The 18755-nt window shown below is 68.6% G+C and carries 18 protein-coding genes and 1 pseudogene; 3 read left to right on the forward strand and 16 right to left on the reverse strand.

Translation table 11 applies throughout. From position 1 onward, the window contains the following. Positions 1-199: 199 nt before the first annotated feature. Positions 200-841: pseudogene (locus A5658_RS00515) on the forward strand (phosphoribosyltransferase); the annotation flags it as partial. Here the strand turns inward: A5658_RS00515 and A5658_RS00520 are convergent. The 16 genes from A5658_RS00520 to A5658_RS00595 form a co-directional block, all read right to left on the reverse strand. Continuing rightward, positions 838-1161, reverse strand: a complete 324-nt coding sequence (locus A5658_RS00520; RefSeq protein ID WP_067329557.1) for a hypothetical protein — start codon at positions 1159-1161, stop codon at positions 838-840. The pseudogene A5658_RS00515 and the gene A5658_RS00520 overlap by 4 nt on opposite strands. 71 nt (positions 1162-1232) lie before the next feature. Further along, positions 1233-2048: a DivIVA domain-containing protein gene (locus A5658_RS00525; protein ID WP_067329560.1), complete on the reverse strand. Its 816-nt coding sequence runs from the start codon at positions 2046-2048 to the stop codon at positions 1233-1235. Positions 2049-2303: 255 nt separating this feature from the next. Further along, entirely contained in the window at positions 2304-2594 is a 291-nt protein-coding gene (locus A5658_RS00530) for a YggT family protein (RefSeq protein WP_067329563.1), read from the reverse strand. A 106-nt stretch (positions 2595-2700) separates the two neighbouring features. Next, positions 2701-3333 (reverse strand): cell division protein SepF, encoded by a 633-nt coding sequence (locus tag A5658_RS00535; RefSeq protein ID WP_067329567.1) that lies wholly within the window; start codon positions 3331-3333, stop codon positions 2701-2703. A gap of 28 nt (positions 3334-3361) precedes the next feature. Continuing rightward, on the reverse strand, positions 3362-4204 hold the full coding sequence (locus A5658_RS00540; protein WP_067329570.1) for a YggS family pyridoxal phosphate enzyme: 843 nt from the start codon (positions 4202-4204) through the stop codon (positions 3362-3364). Continuing rightward, positions 4201-4908, reverse strand: a complete 708-nt coding sequence (gene pgeF, locus A5658_RS00545; RefSeq protein ID WP_067329677.1) for a peptidoglycan editing factor PgeF — start codon at positions 4906-4908, stop codon at positions 4201-4203. The genes A5658_RS00540 and pgeF overlap by 4 nt, the downstream gene beginning before the upstream one ends. Positions 4909-4953: 45 nt before the next feature. After that, positions 4954-6102: a cell division protein FtsZ gene (gene ftsZ, locus A5658_RS00550; RefSeq protein WP_067329673.1), complete on the reverse strand. Its 1149-nt coding sequence runs from the start codon at positions 6100-6102 to the stop codon at positions 4954-4956. A 205-nt stretch (positions 6103-6307) separates the two neighbouring features. Further along, the gene (locus A5658_RS00555; protein WP_231997155.1) at positions 6308-6670 is read right to left on the reverse strand and encodes a hypothetical protein; all 363 of its coding nucleotides are present in this window, start codon (positions 6668-6670) and stop codon (positions 6308-6310) included. Positions 6671-6713: 43 nt separating this feature from the next. Beyond that, positions 6714-7646, reverse strand: a complete 933-nt coding sequence (locus A5658_RS00560) for a cell division protein FtsQ/DivIB (protein WP_067329573.1) — start codon at positions 7644-7646, stop codon at positions 6714-6716. Then, complete coding sequence (gene murC, locus A5658_RS00565) at positions 7643-9088, reverse strand: UDP-N-acetylmuramate--L-alanine ligase (protein ID WP_067329576.1); 1446 nt, start codon at positions 9086-9088, stop codon at positions 7643-7645. Before murC ends, A5658_RS00560 begins: the two co-directional genes overlap by 4 nt. Continuing rightward, complete coding sequence (murG, locus tag A5658_RS00570) at positions 9085-10290, reverse strand: undecaprenyldiphospho-muramoylpentapeptide beta-N-acetylglucosaminyltransferase (protein ID WP_067329579.1); 1206 nt, start codon at positions 10288-10290, stop codon at positions 9085-9087. Before murG ends, murC begins: the two co-directional genes overlap by 4 nt. Then, entirely contained in the window at positions 10287-11831 is a 1545-nt protein-coding gene (gene ftsW / locus A5658_RS00575) for a putative lipid II flippase FtsW (RefSeq protein ID WP_082992844.1), read from the reverse strand. Before ftsW ends, murG begins: the two co-directional genes overlap by 4 nt. Before the next feature lie 6 nt (positions 11832-11837). Further along, positions 11838-13295: a UDP-N-acetylmuramoyl-L-alanine--D-glutamate ligase gene (murD, locus tag A5658_RS00580; RefSeq protein WP_231997156.1), complete on the reverse strand. Its 1458-nt coding sequence runs from the start codon at positions 13293-13295 to the stop codon at positions 11838-11840. Between the two features lies 1 nt (position 13296). After that, positions 13297-14379: a phospho-N-acetylmuramoyl-pentapeptide-transferase gene (gene mraY / locus A5658_RS00585; protein ID WP_067329582.1), complete on the reverse strand. Its 1083-nt coding sequence runs from the start codon at positions 14377-14379 to the stop codon at positions 13297-13299. After that, positions 14376-15875: a UDP-N-acetylmuramoyl-tripeptide--D-alanyl-D-alanine ligase gene (gene murF / locus A5658_RS00590; RefSeq protein ID WP_067329585.1), complete on the reverse strand. Its 1500-nt coding sequence runs from the start codon at positions 15873-15875 to the stop codon at positions 14376-14378. The genes mraY and murF overlap by 4 nt, the downstream gene beginning before the upstream one ends. After that, complete coding sequence (locus tag A5658_RS00595; RefSeq protein WP_067329588.1) at positions 15872-17401, reverse strand: UDP-N-acetylmuramoyl-L-alanyl-D-glutamate--2,6-diaminopimelate ligase; 1530 nt, start codon at positions 17399-17401, stop codon at positions 15872-15874. The genes murF and A5658_RS00595 overlap by 4 nt, the downstream gene beginning before the upstream one ends. Before the next feature lie 380 nt (positions 17402-17781). Between A5658_RS00595 and A5658_RS00600 the strand changes: the two genes are divergently transcribed. Then, positions 17782-18171 carry a DUF732 domain-containing protein gene (locus A5658_RS00600; RefSeq protein ID WP_067329591.1) on the forward strand — a complete coding sequence of 130 codons (390 nt, stop codon included), beginning with the start codon at positions 17782-17784 and terminating at the stop codon, positions 18169-18171. A 214-nt stretch (positions 18172-18385) separates the two neighbouring features. Beyond that, positions 18386-18754, forward strand: a complete 369-nt coding sequence (locus A5658_RS00605) for a DUF732 domain-containing protein (protein ID WP_197503000.1) — start codon at positions 18386-18388, stop codon at positions 18752-18754. Position 18755 lies beyond the last annotated feature (1 nt).

Here is an 18755-nt window from a genome sequence, read left to right on the forward strand (position 1 = left end):
ATCGCCAGACCACGACCCGTGTCGTAGACGGACAAGTCCCCCCTCGGACACCGGATTGAGGCGAGCGAAACGAGAGTTCACTCTCGTTTCCGAGCCGATTGACGGTGCGAGCGGCGAAGCCGCGCTCACCCCCGCATTCCATAAGCGGTAGTTGCACTTTCGGCGTGGCTTGGTGCCGTCAGGTCCACACTGAGGCATGCGCACCTTCCGCGACCGTCACGATGCCGGCCGCGTGCTCGCCGAGAAATTGTCGTCGTACCGCGGAAAAAACGGCCTGCTGGTCGAGGGGCTGGCCCGCGGCGGCGTGCCGGTGGGTTGGGAGGTCGCCGCGGCGTTGGGTGCGGAACTCGACGTCTTCCTGGTCCGCAAGCTCGGTGTGCCGCACTGGCCCGAGTTGGCGATGGGCGCGCTGGCCAGCGGCGGCGGAGTGGTGATGAACGACAGCGTGATGGCGAGCCTGCAGATCAGCGACGAGCAGGTGCGCCGCGTGATCGATCAGGAGACCGCCGAACTGCATCGGCGCGAACAGGCGTACCGGGGAGGACGGCCGCCGGCGGACCCCCGTGGCAAGACGGTCATCGTGGTGGACGATGGAATCGCTACCGGCGCAAGCATCCTGGCCGCTGTGCGGGCCCTGCGGGCCAGCGCTCCGGACGCGATCGTCGTCGCCGTCCCGGTGGGACCACCCTCGGTATGCCAAGTGCTGGCAGAGGAGGCCGATGAGGTGGTCTGCGCGACGATGCCCGAGGATTTCGCTGCCGTCGGACAGGTTTTCGCCGACTTCCACCAAGTCAGCGACGACGAGGTCCGTGAGCTGCTGGCGACCCTGCCCCGGCCCTAGTGGTTGGTGTGATCGTCGCTGACGGCGTCGTCGGCAGGCTCAGAATCCGGGTGCGCCGAACTGTGTTCGCCCGCCTCGGTCTCGTCCGCCGGGTACTCGGCGGTCTCCTCGTCGTGGTGGTCGTCGTGCGTCGATGCGTCGTGCGCGGTGGTGCCCGCCTCACGTCGCTGGCGTTCCTGCAGCGCGTCGACGATCAGCAGCACGACACCCAACACGCTGGCGCCGATGCACACCCACGCGACCAACTCATTGCTGGTGATCACCGCGAATACCAGGGCGGCCAGGCCGATTACTGCCAATACCAGCGAGATAATCAGCATCGGTTAACCTCCAGCGGACTTCGGCGACATTGCCAACTGTGCACGATAGCCGCAGTTGGGGTCGGTATCGCCTAGTTATTACCCCGATTGAACTGGTTGAACCCCGCCGCGTCGTTGGTGGCGCTGGAATCCACCGGTGCCGCAGAACCGCGCTGGCCCAATTCTTCGAGCTGGGATTCCAGGTAGGTCTTGAGTCGGGTGCGGTACTCGCGCTCAAAGGTCCGCAGCTGCTCGAGGCGGCCTTCCAGCACAGTGCGCTGCTGGTTGATCGTGCCCATGATCTCGGAGTGCTTGCGCTCGGCGTCGGCTTGCAGGGCGTCGGCCTTCTCCTGGGCCTGACGCAGCTGAGTTTCCGACCGGGTCTGCGCGTCGGCCAGCAGCGCGTCGGCGCGCTGACGGGCTTCGGAAACCGTGGTCTCGGCCTCGCGGCGGGCATCGCCCACGATCTGGTCCGCGTTCGTGCGCGCGTCAGCCAGCAGCTTGTCCGCCTCCGCCTGGGCGGTGCTGGTCAGACGGTCGGCTGTGTCCTGCGCCAGGCTGAGCACGCGGGCGGCCTTGATGGCCTGCTCCTCGCCGAGCGGCTGGGGGGTGGCCACCGGCGCGGCGACAGGCGCAGGAGCGGGCTTGGCCGGTTCGGGCTCGGGCTCGTAGACCGGAATCGTTTGGGTGGCTTGAGCACTGGCGCCGCCACCGGCTCGCGCGCCGGCCAGTTCCTGGTCGAGTTCGGCGACTCGCTGACGCAGGTCGGAGTTCTCCTCGATGAGGCGGGTCAGCTCGTTCTCGACCAGATCGAGAAAGGCGTCGACCTCGTCCTCGTTGTAACCACGCTTGCCGATCGGCGGCTTGCTGAACGCCACATTGTGGACGTCTGCGGGTGTCAGCGGCATTCTTAGCCCCCTCGAGTGTGGACGGTCATACCGACCAGGAAAGTGTAGAACGGGTTGAACGGTGTCGTAGCCATAGTGCAACTGCCGCCCATCCTGTCACACCAGACCCGCCGGTTGCCGAATCGGTCGATAAATAAGACCGAATTTCACAGATTAAGAGGTAACAAATCGACCCCTTATGAAACCTATATCCCGGCGCCAGCAAACTGCCTCAGCGGAGAAATGCGCGACCCCGCAGGCCGGCTCCGCGAGGGGTCAGGCGCGGTAGTCCAGCGCCATCGTCATGCCGATGAACGCCACCAGCAGCAGCACCATGATCGACAGGTCGAAACGCACCGCACCGACGGTGAGCTGCGGTATCAGCCGTCGCAACAGGTTCACTGGCGGATCGGTGACCGACAGGATGATTTCGAGCACCACGACGGTCAGCCCGCGCGGGTGCCAGTCGCGGCTGAACGACCGGATGAACTCGACGACGACGCGGGCGATCAGCAATAGCCAAAAGATGAACAGCGCAAAACCGATGATGTGCACGATCAGCGTCAACGAGAGCCCGACCTTAGTGATGAAGATGTGACCATGACGACAGCCCAGGCTGCTTCCAGCAGGGCGGAAGTCAGCCTACCGGCTCGGCGGGCGGACCGCCGGGCGGTTACTGGTAGGCGTAAAACCCGGTCTCGGCGATGCGTCGGCGCTCTTCGGGGGAGACATCAACGTCGGCGGGTGAGAGCAAGAACACTTTGGTCGCCACTTTGTCGAACGAGCCACGCAGAGCGAATGCCAGACCCGCGGCGAAATCGACCAGGCGCTTGGCGTCGGCGTTGTCCATCGAGACCAGGTCCATGATCACCGGGGTGCCGTCGCGGAACCGCTCACCGATCGTGCGGGCTTCGCTGTAGTCCTTGGGGCGCAAGGTGGTGATCTTCGACAGCGGGCTGCTCTCGTCGAACAGCATCGCCATCCGGCGCGGATCCATGGCCAGGGCGCCGCGGGTGGAGCCGCGCAGCGAACCGAATCGCGGCCGGGACATCTCGCCCCGGTCGTAGTCCGGCCCGCGGAATCGCGGTTCGTCGGCGTAGCCGCCGCGGTAGCCAGCGTATTCGGCGGGCTCGCCGCGCGGATCGTCGTACTCGCGGCCCTCGTAGCGGCCGTATCCGTCGTCGGCGAATCGCTGCCGCGGGTAGCCGCCGGTCCGGGACGGGCCGTGGTCGTCGTAGTACTCGTCGTCGTAGTCCTCCATGGGAGCCATGCCGAAGTAGGCCTTGACCTTGTGCAGTGTGCTCATCGCTTGACCCTTCTACAGCTCTGGGGACTTAGGACTCTGGGGATGGGGTGGTCTGTGATGAAGATGTGACTGGAGTGACTATTGACGGTGACGATAGAGGCCTTTGGCCCAACAATGCGGTACCGACACGCACACACGTCGAACCATGTTTAACGGCCGTTTCGAGGTCATTCGACATCCCCGCGGACAACCCGGCCGCGTCCGGGTGCGACCGGCGCACCCGCTGGTGTTCCGACTGCAGGCGCGCGAACGCCCGGTCCGGCTCCCAGTCCAGCGGCGGGATGCCCATCAGGCCAACCAGTTCGAGGAATTCTGCGGCGTCGACCTGCGCGCAGATCTCGTCAACGGCCGCGGTATCGGAGACGTCGACGCCGCCGCGGGTCATGTCGCCGTCGAGGCTGATCTGGACGTAGATACGCATCGGATGGGTCCGGCGTCCATCCCCGAGTGCCCCCTCGACGGCCCGGTCGAGCGCGCTCACCACCCGGGTGCTGCTGACCGAATGGGCGGTGTGCGCCCAGCCGGCCAGCGACCGCGCCTTGTTGCGTTGGATCTTGCCGACCATGTGCCAGTGTGGGCGAGCCGATCCGTGGCCGCCGCCGCCCGGACCGTCCAGCAACCGATCGACTTCGGCCACCTTTCCTGCCGCTTCCTGGTCGCGGGATTCACCGAAGTCGGCGCATCCCAATCGCGACAAAATCGCCACATCGGTTGCCGGAAAGAATTTGGTAATAGGCAGGAGTTGAATTTCGCCGAGTTTGCGGCCGGCCGACTCGGCAGCGGCGGCAAGCCGCGAACGTAAGGCCGACAAAGAATCCGCCAATTCCATTTCCCGCCCCGGCCGGGTTGAACCGTTTACCGCCACACTCATTCCATCCACACCAACGAGGCGAGCCGTCCGGTCGGAGCACCACGGCGATGGCTGAACAGGTTGGCGTCGTCGACCGTGCACCGCGGGTCGACATCGATGGCGCTCACGCCCAAAGCCTGTAACTGACAAGCGATTCCGGCGCGCAGATCCAGACCGGGCGTTCCAGCCGAGGTGGTGGTGCGACTGCCCGGCAGCGCGGCCTCGACCTCGTCGGCCATCGCAGCGGGCACCTCGTAGTTGCGGCCACTGACCGCCGGCCCCAACAGCACCGAGATGTCCGACTCGTGCGCGCCCAACTCGACCATGGCCTCGATCGCGCGGGCCACCACCCCGTCGCGGGCGCCGACCCGGCCGGCGTGCACGGCCCCGACCACCCCGGCGCGCGCGTCGGCCAGCAACACCGGAACGCAGTCGGCGGTCACCACCGCCAACGCCAATCTCGGTGTGCGCGTGACCAATCCGTCGGTGTTGTCTAACGGGGTGTCGCGTGGGCCGTCGATGACCTCGATGTGGGCGCCGTGCACCTGGTTCATCCACACCACCCGATCGGCGCCCAGGCCGATGGCTGCACCCAACCGCTTGCGGTTGGCGGCGACGGCGGCCGGATCGTCGCCGACGTGGTCGCCGAGGTTGAAGCTGTCGAACGGCGGCGACGAGACACCGCCCGCGCGGGTCGTGCTGACCCGCCGGATGCGAACGCTCACCCGTCCAGTATCCGGCCGGAGCAAGGCCGCCATCGCGTCGTACGGCTAGCGCCGCATGAACGGCGGCACGTCGACGTCGTCGTCCTCGCCGCCGATGTCGAAGGTCGCACCGTTGGTCGGTACCGAGACGCTGACCGCGTCGGGGGGCTCGAACAAAGTGGAGCTGACCTTGCCGTGCTTGCCCGACGCGACGATTCCCGACGACGACCCGGCGCCGGCGTTACCGACGACCGGCTTGCGACCGGGCCCGGCGGCGTCGAAGCCCGCGGCGATCACGGTCACCCGGACCTCGTCGCCCAGCGAGTCGTCGATGACCGTGCCGAAGATGATGTTGGCGTCCTGATGTGCGGCGTCCTGCACCAGCGAGGCGGCCTCGTTGATCTCGAACAGGCCGAGGTCGCTGCCGCCCGCGACCGACAGCAGCACGCCCTGAGCGCCTTCCATCGAGGCCTCGAGCAGCGGCGAGTTGATCGCGATCTCGGCGGCTTTCAGGGCGCGCCCGTCACCGCGCGCGGACCCGATACCCATCAGTGCTGTGCCCGCCCCGCTCATGACGCCCTTGACGTCGGCGAAGTCGACGTTGATCAGGCCGGGCGTGGTGATCAGGTCGGTGATGCCCTGCACGCCGTTGAGCAGCACCTCGTCCGCACTGCGGAAGGCGTCCATCAGCGACACCGCGGCGTCGCCCATCTGCAGTAGGCGGTCGTTGGGGATGACGATCAACGTGTCGCAGCTTTCCCGCAACGCCGTGATGCCGTTCTCTGCCTGGGTGCTGCGGCGTTTGCCTTCGAAGGAGAACGGCCGGGTGACCACGCCGACCGTCAGGGCACCCAATTTGCGGGCGATGCTGGCCACCACCGGCGCCCCGCCGGTGCCCGTTCCGCCGCCTTCACCTGCGGTGACAAAGACCATGTCGGCCCCGCGCAGCAGTTCCTCTATTTCGTCCTTGGCGTCGTCGGCAGCCTTTCTGCCGACCTCGGGGTCGGCGCCGGCGCCCAGCCCACGGGTGGAGTCGCGGCCGACATCGAGCTTGACGTCGGCGTCGCTCATCAACAGCGCCTGCGCGTCGGTGTTGATGGCGATGAACTCCACGCCCTTGAGCCCTTGCTCGATCATGCGGTTGACAGCGTTGACGCCGCCGCCGCCGATCCCCACGACTTTGATGACGGCCAGGTAGTTGTGCGGCGGGGTCATCATGCTGTCTTCCTCCCTGGTGGGACTGCTTGGAGCGAACCGGTGGCAAACCTCAACCTCTAGTAAAGGGTTAGAGTTATGTCAAGTTGATTCGCGCAAACAGAACGGTATGGCCGCCGCGTGCGGGATCGAAGCAGGCGCGCCGAGGCGTGGCGGGCGAATTTCGGCGAAATTTATGCCTGCGTGAGCGTGCGGGCTCGGCGCACTACTCGAAATAGGCGAAGCTGCAGGTGGGTCGCGGCTCGGTCTTGAACGACAGCAACTTGCCATCCATCGTGATCGTGCAGGTGACTGCCGTGTCGCCGGCGTCGGCGGTGACCGACGTGGAGATCTCGTTGTACACGGGATATTGCTTCTCCCAGGGCAGCGTGACGCCGGTTTCGGTCTGTTGCGGGCCGCCGTTGATGTGGTATCGCAGCGTCACCGGCCCCGGGGCGCCGCTCACCCGCATGGTCGCGGTGCCGAGCTGCGGTCCGGGGTCAGCCATGGCTTCTGGTGCGGACACGACGGCGAGGGTGAGCGCCGCGGCGATGGCGACGTAGGCGACGTAGGCGACGTAATTTTTCACGGTTCGAACTTACGACGGCTCGATTGGCCTCGTGGACGCTAATTCATCGGATGGTCGGCAGATCCGGGCTCGACACGTCGTAGGTGCGGCCCGGGCGGGTCAGCAGGGCCGCCAGCTTCTGCGCTTTTTCCTCGGTGCGGTCGTTGGTCCCCCAGATCACGGTCCGCCCGTCGGTCAGCGTCAAGGTGATCGACGCGACCGAGGGCGCCGCGATGCGGCTCACCTGCGCGACGACTTCGGGACGCAGCGCGGTCAGCACCGCGAGCGCGGCCTTGGTCGGAGGGTCGGCCGGCCCCGGATTGTCGACGTCGATGTAGGGCAGCGCCGGTGGCGGCGGCGCGGTCGCGAAGTCGACGCCGTCGCGGTCGAACAGGTGCGGGCCGTCGGGAAAGTCTTTGACCACCACCGGGATTCGCTCGATGACCGTGATCATCAACGCCGACGGGTAATCGCGTTGCACGTGTGCGCTGGCCACCCGGCGGATCGCCGCGACCCGGTCGGCGACGCTGTCGGTGTCGATCTGCAGCAGCGGGGTTCCCAGCTTGACGTGCGCCGCGTCGAGTACCTCGTCGCGGCTGACCGCGCCGAGGCCGTTGACGATGATGCCGCGGGCCGCCATCAGCGGCGTGAAGTACAGGATGAGCCCCGCCCCGGTGATCGTGACGACCATCAGCAGCGACACCAGGAACAGCTTCAGACCCCGAACTGTCCCGCGCGCAACGGGTTTGGGGCCGGTCGCGCCGTGACCGCGCGCTGCGCGCTTGGCCTCGCGACGGGCCTGCTCGATCGCGGTCGCGCGGGCTTGAGCCTCGCGGCGCTCGGCGCGTTCCCGGCGCTCTCGCCGTCGCCGGCCTTCGACCGGTTCGTCGGTCTTGTCTGGTTCGGCGGTGTCGTCGCGCTTGTCGGCCGCCGTGCTCGGCTCGGCCGCGATGTCGTCGGCGGCCTCGTCCGGCGCCACACCGTCGGGCTCAGTCACCGCGACGCTCCGGGCGCGCTGCGGTTGGCCCGCACCCGCAGCGCGGTGACGATCTCCGGCGCGAGCATCGTGACGTCGCCCGCCCCCATCGTCACGACGACATCACCGGGCTCGGCCGCGGCGGCCACCGCCTCGGCCACCGCGGACAGGTCGGGCAGGTACTGGACCGGCACGCTGACGTGCTCGGCGACGCTCGCCCCGCTCACTCCGGCGATCGGTTGTTCGCGGGCGCCGTAGACGTCGAGCACGAACACCTGGTCGGCGCCGTCGAGGGCCGCTCCGAAGTCGGCGGCGAAAGCCTGTGTCCGCGAATACAAGTGGGGCTGGAACACCACCAGCGACCGGCCGGCGCCGGCCTGCTCCAGCAGAGTCCGGACCGCCTCCAGGGTGGCGCGGACCTCGGTCGGGTGGTGTGCGTAGTCGTCGAAAACCCTTACCGCGGCAGCGGTTCCGATCATGTCGAACCGACGTCGCACGCCCTCGAAACCGGCCAAGCCGTCCAGTACGCAGTCGGCATCGGCGCCGATTTCGACGGCTGCCAGCAAGGCGCCGAGCGCGTTGAGCGCCATGTGCCGGCCCGGCACGGACAGTCGCATCACCCACGGATGGATTTCGCCGGCGAGCTTGATGTGCGCGACCGCCTCGGTGCCAACCTGTTCCCACGACAGCAACGTTCCGGCCAGCCCATCGCCGGCGGAGCCGTAGCGCAGCACCCGAATCCCCAGCGCGGCAACGCGTTCCGCCAGCGACGCGGCCCCCGGATCGTCGACGCAGACCACCAGTGCACCGCCCGGGGCGATGCGCTCGGCGAAGGAGTCGAAAACCGCGACGTAGGCCTCGGGGCTGCCGAAGAAGTCGAGGTGATCGGCCTCGATGTTGGTGACTACCGCGACATTCGGGGTGTATTCGAGCAGCGACCCGTCGCTCTCGTCGGCCTCGGCGACAAAGCAGTCACCGCTGCCGTGATGGGCGTTGGTGCCGGCCTCTCCCATCTCACCGCCGACGGCGAACGACGGGTCCCGGCCGCAATGCTGAAGCGCCACAATCAACATCGAGGTGGTGGTCGTCTTGCCGTGCGTTCCGGTCACCATCAGCGTGGTCCGCCCGGCCATCAGCTTGGCCAGCACGGCCGGTCGCAGCACCACCGGAATGCCCCGACGGCGGGCCTCGACGAGTTCGGCGTTGGTCTTCGGGATCGCGGCGTGGGTGGTGATCACCGCGGTCGGCCCGCCCGGCAGCAGGTCCAGCGACGATGCGTCGTGGCCGATTCTGATCAGCGCGCCGCGGGCCTGCAGCGCGCGCACGCCGCGCGACTCCTTGGCGTCTGACCCCGAGACCTGTCCACCCCGGTCGAGCAGGATGCGGGCGATGCCCGACATGCCCGCTCCCCCGATGCCGACCATGTGGACGCGCTGCAGCTCGGGAGGCAGCGGCTGACTCATCGGGCCGCTCTCCCCGACCGAGCGACATCCAACGCACTACGCCGTTTTTTCGCGCGCCTCCCGTTCCGCGCTTCGCGAGCGACATCCAACGCGACCTGCGCAACCTGACGCGCGGCTTCCGGGTGGCCGACCAGCGCCGCCGCCGTCGTCATCGCCGCCAGCCGCGACTCGTCGTTGAGGAGCCCGGCCACCTGTTCGGCGACGAAGCCCGGCGTCAGGTCGGCGTCGGCGACCAGCATGCCACCGCCGGCATTGACTACCGGCAACGCGTTGAGCCGCTGCTCGCCGTTGCCGATCGGCAGCGGCACGTAGATCGCGGGCAGGCCCACCGCGGTCACCTCGGCGACCGTCATCGCGCCGGATCGGCAGATCGCCAAATCCGCCGCGGCGTAGGCCAGGTCCATCCGACTCAGGTACGGCACCGCGACATACGGCGGATCGCCGGGCTGCGGGTCGCGCAGGTCGATGGTGTTCTTGGCGCCGTGCGCATGCAACACCGCCACTCGCGCGGCAGCCAGGTCACCGGCCGCCGCGGCCACCGCGCGGTTGAGGGACGCCGCTCCCTGCGAGCCGCCGAACACCAGCAGCACCCGGGCGTCGTCGGCGAAGCCGAAGTGCGCCCGCGCCGTCGACCGCAGCGCGGCGCGATCCAGCGACGTGATCGCCTCCCGGACCGGGACGCCGACGACCTCGGCGCCACGCAGGCCGGGATCGGGCACCGCCGAGAGGATGCGATGCGCACTGCGGGCCCCGACGCGGTTGGCAATTCCGGCGCTGGCATTGGCTTCGTGAATCACCACCGGCACCCGTCGCCCGCGCCGCACCACGCCGCGGGCGGCCAGGTAGGCGGGCAGCGAGACATAACCGCCGAACCCGATCACGACGTCGGCGTCGACCTTGTCCAGCACGGCCCGGGCCTGCCGGACCGCGCGCAACACCCGCGCCGGCAACCGGGCCAGATCGCCGGTCGGCTTGCGCGGCAGAGGCACCGGGGTGATCAGCTCGAGGGAGTAGCCGCGCTCGGGGACCAGCCTGGTCTCCAAGCCTCGCGCAGTGCCCAGCGCGGTGATGCGGACATCGGGATCGAGGCTGACCAATGCGTCAGCGACGGCCATGGCGGGCTCGACGTGACCGGCTGTGCCGCCGCCCGCGAGCACAACCGACAACGAAGGCCCGGTTGGCTCCCTGACCGAGTCGTTCACCCGTAGCGCTGACCTTCCAGTGCTCGACGGCCGTGTCCTTGACGCTGGCCGGTGTACCGCTGTCCGCCTACATGATGCCTTGCCCGTGCACCGCGTTTGTCCACTGCTGGCGGCCTGGGCTTTCGGGCTGCTCGAGCCGGTGGCGGCTTGCGCTGCGGCTTGGCCGGCTTCGGGTTACCCCGCAGCCGGTCGCGCAGCGCCTCGACCCGGGTCGGCGAGTAGGGCTCCGGCAGCGGTAGCCGCAGGATGCGGGTCATCCGGTCGTCGCGGCCGGCGCGTAGCGCCGCGACTGCCTCGGGCTCGTGGCGGGCCGCGTTGGCCATCATGCCGATCATCAAAAGTGTTGTGGCCGTAGATGTTCCACCGGCAGAGATCAGGGGCAGCTGGATACCGGTGACGGGCAGCAGGCCGATGACGTAGCCGACGTTGATGAACGACTGACCGATCACCCACAGCGTGGTAGTCGCGGTCAGCAGCCGCAGGAATGGGTCGGCAGAGCGGCGCGCGATCCGCATCCCGGTGTAGGCGAACAATCCGAACAGGCCGAGCAGGCCGAGCGCGCCGACCAGGCCGAGTTCCTCGCCGATGATGGCGAAGATGAAGTCGTTGTGGGCGTTGGGCAGGTAGTTCCACTTCGCGGTGCCCTGGCCCAGTCCGTCGCCGAAAACCCCGCCGTTGGCCAGCGCGTACTTGGCCTGGCGCGCCTGATAGCCCGAGTCCTGGGGATCCTGACCCGGGTCCAGCCACGACCGCACCCGGTCGGAGCGGTAGCCCGCCGACACCGCGAGGACCGCGCCCGCCGCGATCGCGGCGAACAGCGAACTCAGAAACACCCGCAGCGGCAGACCGGCGTACCACAGCAGGCCGAGCAGGATGATGCTCATCGACACGGTCTGGCCAAGGTCGGGCTGGGCAACGATCAGGGCCAGCGCGATCACCGCGGCCGGCACCAGCGGAATCAGCATCTCCCGCAGCGACGCCCGCTCCATCCGTCGCGCGGCCAGCAGATGCGCGCCCCAGATCGCGAAGGCGATCTTGGTCAGCTCGGAGGGCTGCATCGAGAAGCCCGCCACGACGAACCATCCGCGAGAACCGTTGGCTTCCTTACCGATTCCCGGTATCAGCACCAGCACCAGCATGGCGATGGTCGTGGCGAAGCCGGTGAACGCCATCCGCCGCATGAATCGCACCGGCAACCGCAACGCCAGATAACAGGCGAACAGCCCGATGATGGTCCAGAGCACCTGACGGCCGAAGATGGTCCAGGCCGAGCCGTCGTCGTCGTAAGAGCGCACCCCGGACGCCGAGAGCACCATGATCAAGCCGAGCGTGGTCAGCAACGCGGCCACCGCGATGATCAGGTGAAACGAGGTCATCGGGCGGCCGAGCCAGGCCCCGAACCGGGTCCGTGGCTCGCCGACGATCAGGGTCGCACCTTTGGCGGCTGTGGCGGGCTTGTCCTTACCGGTCTCCGCGTCGTCCGCCGCCGGTTGGCCGTCGTTGGGTTCCCGGCGCAGCAGCCGGGCCAGCGCGTGCTTCACCCGCTGCTACCGACGCGTCGCGCGAGCGGCGGCGGCGAACGCGTCGCCGCGGTCCGCATAGCCGGTGAACTGGTCAAATGAGGCACCGGCCGGTGCCAGCAGCACGGTGTCGCCGGGACGGGCGAGGTCGCGAGCGGCGGCCACGGCTGCGTTCATGACGCGAGTGCCGACGGTCTCGTCCGACGCGGGAGCCACATATGTCACAGGAGACTCAGCAGTCGCATGCATATCAACATCCTCGCGTGCCACCACCTGTACGACGGGCACATCCGGCGCGTGTCGCGATAACGCGTCGGCAACCATCGCCCGATCACGGCCGATCAACACCACTCCGACCAGCCGTGACGCGACCCTTTTGACCGTCTCCTGCACCGACGCGCCCTTGAGCAGACCGCCGGCGATCCACACCACCCCCGGGTATGCCAGCAGCGACGCCTCGGCGGCGTGCGGATTGGTCGCCTTGGAGTCGTCGACGTAGCTGATCTGGTCGACGACGGCGACCAGCTCGGCGCGGTGCCGGCCCACCCGAAACGATGACAGCGCGGCCGCGATCGCCTCCGCCGGCACCCCGATGCTGCGGGCCAGCGCGGCCGCGGCCAGCGCGTCGAGCACGCCGACCGGGCCCGGCACCGGGATGGACGACGCCGGGGCGAGAACCAACCCGTCGGCGAATGCCCGGTCGATCAGCAGGCCGTCGCGGACGCCGAGTTCGCCCGCGGCCGGTTCACCCAGCCGGAAACCCACCCGGACCGGCGCGGGCGCCGTCGACAACAGCTCGGCTGCGCGTGGATCGTCCAGTCCGGCCACCGCGACGCGGCCGCGCAACACACCGGCCTTCGCCGCGGCGTACTCGGCGAGGGTGCCATGCCAGTCCAGGTGGTCTTCGGCGATGTTGAGCACCACGCCGGCCTCGGGCCGAAGTGACGGCGCCCAATGCAATTGGAAGCTGGACAATTCGACGGCCAACACGTCGGCGGGCTCGGGTAATTCGTCCAGCACGGGGTTGCCGATGTTTCCGCACAGCCGGCTGTTCACGCCACCGGCGACGAGCATCGCGTGCAACATCGAGGTGGTGGTGGTCTTGCCGTTGGTGCCGGTGACCGTCAGCCACCGTCGGGGTGGGCCGTAGCGACCGGCCTGATCGAGCCGCCAGGCCAGCTCGACGTCGCCCCAGATCGGGACCCCGGCCGTGGCGGCCGCGACGGGGACCGGCGCGGACGGCGGGAAACCGGGGCTGACCACCACCAGCGCGTACTCGGCGACGTGGGCGGCGGCCGTCGCGGAATCCACTGTCGGCGTGCCGGCGTCGGCGAAGTGCTGACGGGCGGCCGAGGCGTCGTCGCACAGCGTCGCCGCGGCGCCCAGTGCGCCGAGCGCCGCCAGCACCGCGCGGCCGGTCACGCCGCCGCCCGCGACCAGCACCGGCGCGCCGGCCGACAGGTGCTCGAGGGCGGGGTCGGTCACGTCAGCCGCCGCCGGTGGAGGCCAGCCACTCGCTGTAGAACAGCGCGACACCCAGGCCGCAGCTGATCGCGGTGAGCAGCCAGAACCGGATGATCACCGTGGTCTCGGCCCAGCCGGCCAACTCGAAGTGGTGATGGAAGGGCGCCATCCGGAATACCCGTCGGCCGGTGGTGCGGAACGCCAGTATCTGCACCACCACCGAGACGATCTCGGCCACGAACAACGAGCCGAGCACCACCGCGAGGATCTCGGTGCGGCTGGTCACCGAGATGCCGGCGATGATGCCGCCCAGTGCCAGCGATCCGGTATCGCCCATGAAGATCTTGGCCGGCGCGGCATTCCACCACAGGAATCCGATGCAGGCGCCCGTGGTTGCGGCCGCGACGATCGCCAGGTCCAGCGGGTCGCGCACGTTGTAACAGCCGAGACCGGGCGCCGTCGCACACGCATTGCGGTACTGCCAGAACGTGATCAGCACGTACGCGGCGGTCACCATCGCCATCGAGCCCGCGGCCAGGCCGTCCAGCCCGTCGGTGAAGTTGACCGCGTTCGACCACGCGCTGACGACGAGCACGCAGAACAGCACGAAAAGGGCGGGAGCCAGTGTGACCGTGGCGATTTCGCGCACATACGACAGGTCCGAGGTGCCAGGCGTCAGGCCGGCGTCGTTGCGGAATTGCAGCACCAGGACGCCGATCAGGACCGCTGCGGTGATCTGGCCGAGTGTCTTGGCGGTCTTGTTCAGCCCGAGGTTGCGGGAACGCCGGATCTTGATCAGGTCATCGACGAACCCGACCGCGCCCAGCGTGGTGGCCAGAATCAACACCAGCAGACCCGACGCGGACGGGCCGTTGCCGTTGAACGCCAGACCGGCCAGGTGGGTGCCGAGGTAGCCCGCCCAGATGCCGGCCAGAATCGCGACCCCGCCCATCGACGGCGTGCCGCGCTTGGTCTTGTGACTCGGCGGCCCGTCCTCGCGGATCTCGTGACCGAAGCCCTGCCGGTTGAACAGCCGAATCAACATGGGGGTCAGCAGGATCGAGACCGTCAGCGAAATCGCGACGGCGATAAGAATGTCGATCATCGGGTATCGCCCTGGCTCTCCGCCGTCAGCGAATCGGCCAGCGCCCCGAGCCCGGCCGCGTTGGAGGCCTTGACCAGCACCACGTCGCCAGGCTGCAGTTCAGCCCGCAGGACGGCCAGAGCGGCGTCGGCGTCGGCCACGATCGCGGCCTCTTCACCCCATGAGCCCTCCATGACCGCACCTTGGTGCATGGCGCTCATAGACCTCCCCGTTCCGACGACAATGAGTCGAGACACATCTAATCGCACCGCCAGCCGCCCGATGCGGTCATGCTCGGATATCGCGTCGTCGCCGAGCTCGGCCATCTCCCCCAGCACCGCCCAACTCCGGCGCCGCTGGTCACCGGCACCGGCCGAAATCCAGGCCAATGCCTGCAGCCCGGCCCGCATTGAATCCGGGTTCGCGTTGTAGGCGTCGTCGATGATCGTCACCCCGTCGGCACGCGTGCTGACCCGCATCCGGTGGCCCGACACCGGGCCCGCTCCGGCCAACGCCTCGGCGAGCTGCGCGGCGGTGGCGCCGCATTCCAGCGCGACGGCGGCCGCGCACAGCGCGTTGCTGACGTGATGATCGCCGTGCACGGCCAGGCTGACGTCGACGGCCCCGGCGGGTGAGTGCAACGTGAACTGCGGCCTGGCGAGCTCGTCGAGCGTGACCGGCCCGGCCCACACATCCGTCTCACGGTTCCGGCTGACCCGCACCACGCGGGCCGCCGTCACATCGGCCATCGCTGCGACGGCCGGATCGTCGACGTTGAGCACGACCACGCCGGACCGCGGAACAGCCTGCGGTAGCTCGCTTTTGGTTTGCGCGATGACTTCCCGCGAGCCGAATTCGCCCAGATGCGCAGTGCCGACATTGAGCACCACCCCGATGGTCGGCGGCGCGATCGCCGCGAGCGCGGCGATGTTGCCGGGGTGCCGTGCCGACAGCTCGAGGACCAGGTAGTCGGTGTCGGGTGTGGCGCGCAGCACGGTCCACGGGTGGCCGAGTTCGTTGTTAAAGGATCCCGGCGGGGCGATCACCTCGCCAAGCGGCGAAAGAACCGCGGCCAGAAGGTCTTTCGTCGACGTCTTGCCCGACGATCCGGTGATGCCGATGATCGTCAGGCCACCGGCCACCAACTCGGCGGCCACCGCGGCGGCAAGTTTGGCCAGTGCGGCCAGCACCGCGGCGCCCGATCCGTCGCTGTCGTGCTCGAGGACACCGGCGCCGGTATCGGCGATGTCCGCCGCCGGGGCGACCACGATCGCGGGCACGCCGACCGGCCGGGCCGCCAACACCGCGGCGGCACCGGCCGCGATCGCCGAGGCGGCGTGATCATGCCCGTCGACGCGGGCGCCCGGCAACGCCAGGAACAGCCCGCCGGAAGTGACTTTGCGGGAATCGAATTCGACGGTTCCGGTGACATGCAGGCGGGCGGCGTCCTCGGCGGAGATGTCGGCGAGTTCGCCGCCGACGATGGCCGCGATCTGCGCGACGGTGAGGTCGATCATCCGCGGGCCTCCAGCGCGGCGGCGAGTTCGACCCGATCGTCGAAGGGCTGCGTCTGCCCGTTGCGGGTCTGGCCGGTTTCGTGACCCTTGCCCGCGACGAGCACGACATCTCCGGCGCCCGCCCAGGCCACGGCGTGCTCGATCGCCGCCCGCCGGTCCCCGATTTCGATGATGTCCGCGTCGGTGCCGGCTTCGGCTGCGCCGGAGAGGATTTCGCGACGGATCGCGGCTGGGTCTTCGCTGCGGGGATTGTCATCGGTGACGACGACCAGGTCGGCCAGTTCCGCGGCGACACGCCCCATCTCCGCGCGCTTGCCGGGATCGCGATCGCCGCCGGCACCGAACACCACGGCCAGTCGACCGTCCGGGCGCCGCAGCGTGCGCAGCACCTCGTGCAGCGCGCCCGGCTTGTGCGCGTAGTCGACCAGCGCGAGGAAATCCTGGCCGCGGTCGATTTGTTCGAGTCGCCCGGGAACCTGCGTGTGCCGCAGACCGGCCGACGCCTGCTCCGGCGAAACGCCAACGGAGTCCAGGACCGCCAGTGCGACAAGACAATTGGCAATGTTGTAGTCGCCGGGCAGGGTGATGCCGACCCGGTGGTGGACCCCGGCGGGGTCGACCGCCGTGAACTCCTGGACACCCGCGTGCGCGATGACGGCCTCGGCGCGCCAGTCGGCGGGCCGACCTTGGGTGCTGACCGTGACGGCCTTGTCGGCGCGGTGGGCCATCGAGCGGCCGGCCTCGTCGTCGACGCAGACCACCGCACGCCGGGCACGCAGCGGGGAGGCCGGGTCGAACAACCGCGCCTTGGCCTCGAAGTAGTCGTCCATGGTCGGGTGGAAGTCGAGGTGGTCGCGGGACAGGTTGGTAAAGCCACCGACCGCGAACCGAATGCCGTCGACGCGGCCCAGGGTCAGCGCGTGACTGGACACCTCCATCACCACCGTGTCGACGCCGCGCTCGGCCATCGCCGCGAGAAGCGCCTGCAGCGCAGGCGCTTCCGGCGTGGTCAGCACGCTCGGGATGTCGTTGCCGTCGATCCGCAGTCCGACCGTGCCGATCAGCCCCACCGACCGTCCAGCCGAGCGCAGACCGGCTTCGATCAGGTAGGTGGTCGTGGTCTTGCCCGACGTGCCGGTGATTCCGACGACCGAGAGATGTTCGGACGGATGCCCGTACACGGTGGCGGCGATCTCGCCAAGCACGCCGCGAGGCTGTGGGTGCACGAGCACCGGAACCATGCCGGCGTCGCGGTTCACCTGCGCCAGCCCGTCGGCATCGGTGAGCACCGCGACGGCTCCGCTCTCGACCGCCTCGCCATAGAACCGCGCACCGTGCGTCGACGCGCCCGGTAGCGCCGCGAACAGGTCGCCGGGCTGGACATCCTGGGCGCGCAGGGTCACTCCGGTGATCTGCAGGTCGGATTCGGTGCTGCCCTCGGCGGGAATCGCGCCCACCTGGGCGGCCAGCGTCGACAGCGGCACGCCCGCACAGGAAGTGGGACGCAGCGCAGCGGGCACCGTCATCACCTCCGTCTGCAGATCGGCCCTGACACCTTATCGAGCAGGCGACATTCGACGGAAAGACCGTTACGCGGCCCCGAGTCGGCACGGCGCCAGTCCCACACCAAAGGTGAACAAAACATGAACGCGACCCAAACGCTAGCGTGCCGGTTTTTGCGTGAATGTCCGGGTGTTGCCGCTGCTCGCCGCGTACCCATAAGCGGGGGCGGTACGCCCTGAGCTTCCCGGCCGCCTCGTGAAAGTGCAGGTAGGAAAGTTTTTCGGTGGCGTCGCGGTGCGGTCGGCAAGAACCCCAACACGCCCACAGAGAACCTTAAGTTTAGGCATCCATGCTATGAATTACAGTTATACTCACGATGAACGCCGAGTGAACGGAGCTACTCGTGATCGCAAAAGTCCTCATCGGTGCTGCAGGAGCCGCGATCTCCATCGGGCTGGCCGCGCCGGCCGGTGCCGACCCGGCGCCGCCAAATCCTGACCTCGTGGGCGTCGCCACCCCGGCGCCGCCGCCAAATCCGTCGACCCCGGCCTTCCTGGCCGCCGCACGCGCGGCGGGCGTCACCGGGACGGATCCGGCGATGGTGGAAGACGGCAACAACGTGTGCTTCCAACTGTGGGATGCGCACGCCCAAGGCACTGACGTAGCCGCCGGCATCTCTCGGGACCACCCAGGGGTCACCATCGCCGAAGCCGCCAATTTCGTGCTGGCCGCGTACCACAACCTGTGCCCGGCGCCCGGCGAGTACGACTACTGGGCTTATAGCACCAGCTAAATCAGCTGGCTCCCAACAACAACGAGGCGCTCACCCGGCACGACCCCGTGCCGGATACCAACCAAAGGCCTTGACACCAAGGTAGTTACCGGCTGAACGGTTGGTTTGACGACGCGAATCAACGGCGGTGGTTATGCACGTCACCTATCGGTCGCTGCTAGCGAAATACGTTCTACACAAACACGATTCGTCGTCTGACGAACAGGAGTCCACCATGATCCCAAGAGTTCTCATCGGTATAGCCGGCGCGGCGCTCGCCCTCGGCCTGGCCGCGCCGGCCGGTGCCGACCCGGTCTCGACAGCCGGCGCTGTCGCGGCACCGCCTGCCACCGTCCCGGGCTTTTTGGCGGCCGCGCGCGCGGGCGGAGTCACCGGATCGGATCCGGCAATGCTGGCCGACGGCTACGACGTGTGCTGGAAGCTGTGGAATGGACGCGTCGAGGGCACCGCGGTGGCCGCGGGCCTGGTGCACGACCATCCCGGGGTCACTACCCCGGAGGCGGCCAATTTCGTGCTGGCCGCATATCACAACCTGTGCCCGACGCCTGGTGCGTATGACTATTGGGCGTACAGCACCAGTTGAA

It is taken from the genome of Mycobacterium sp. 1245111.1, assembly GCF_001673405.1.
Taxonomy (GTDB): domain Bacteria; phylum Actinomycetota; class Actinomycetes; order Mycobacteriales; family Mycobacteriaceae; genus Mycobacterium.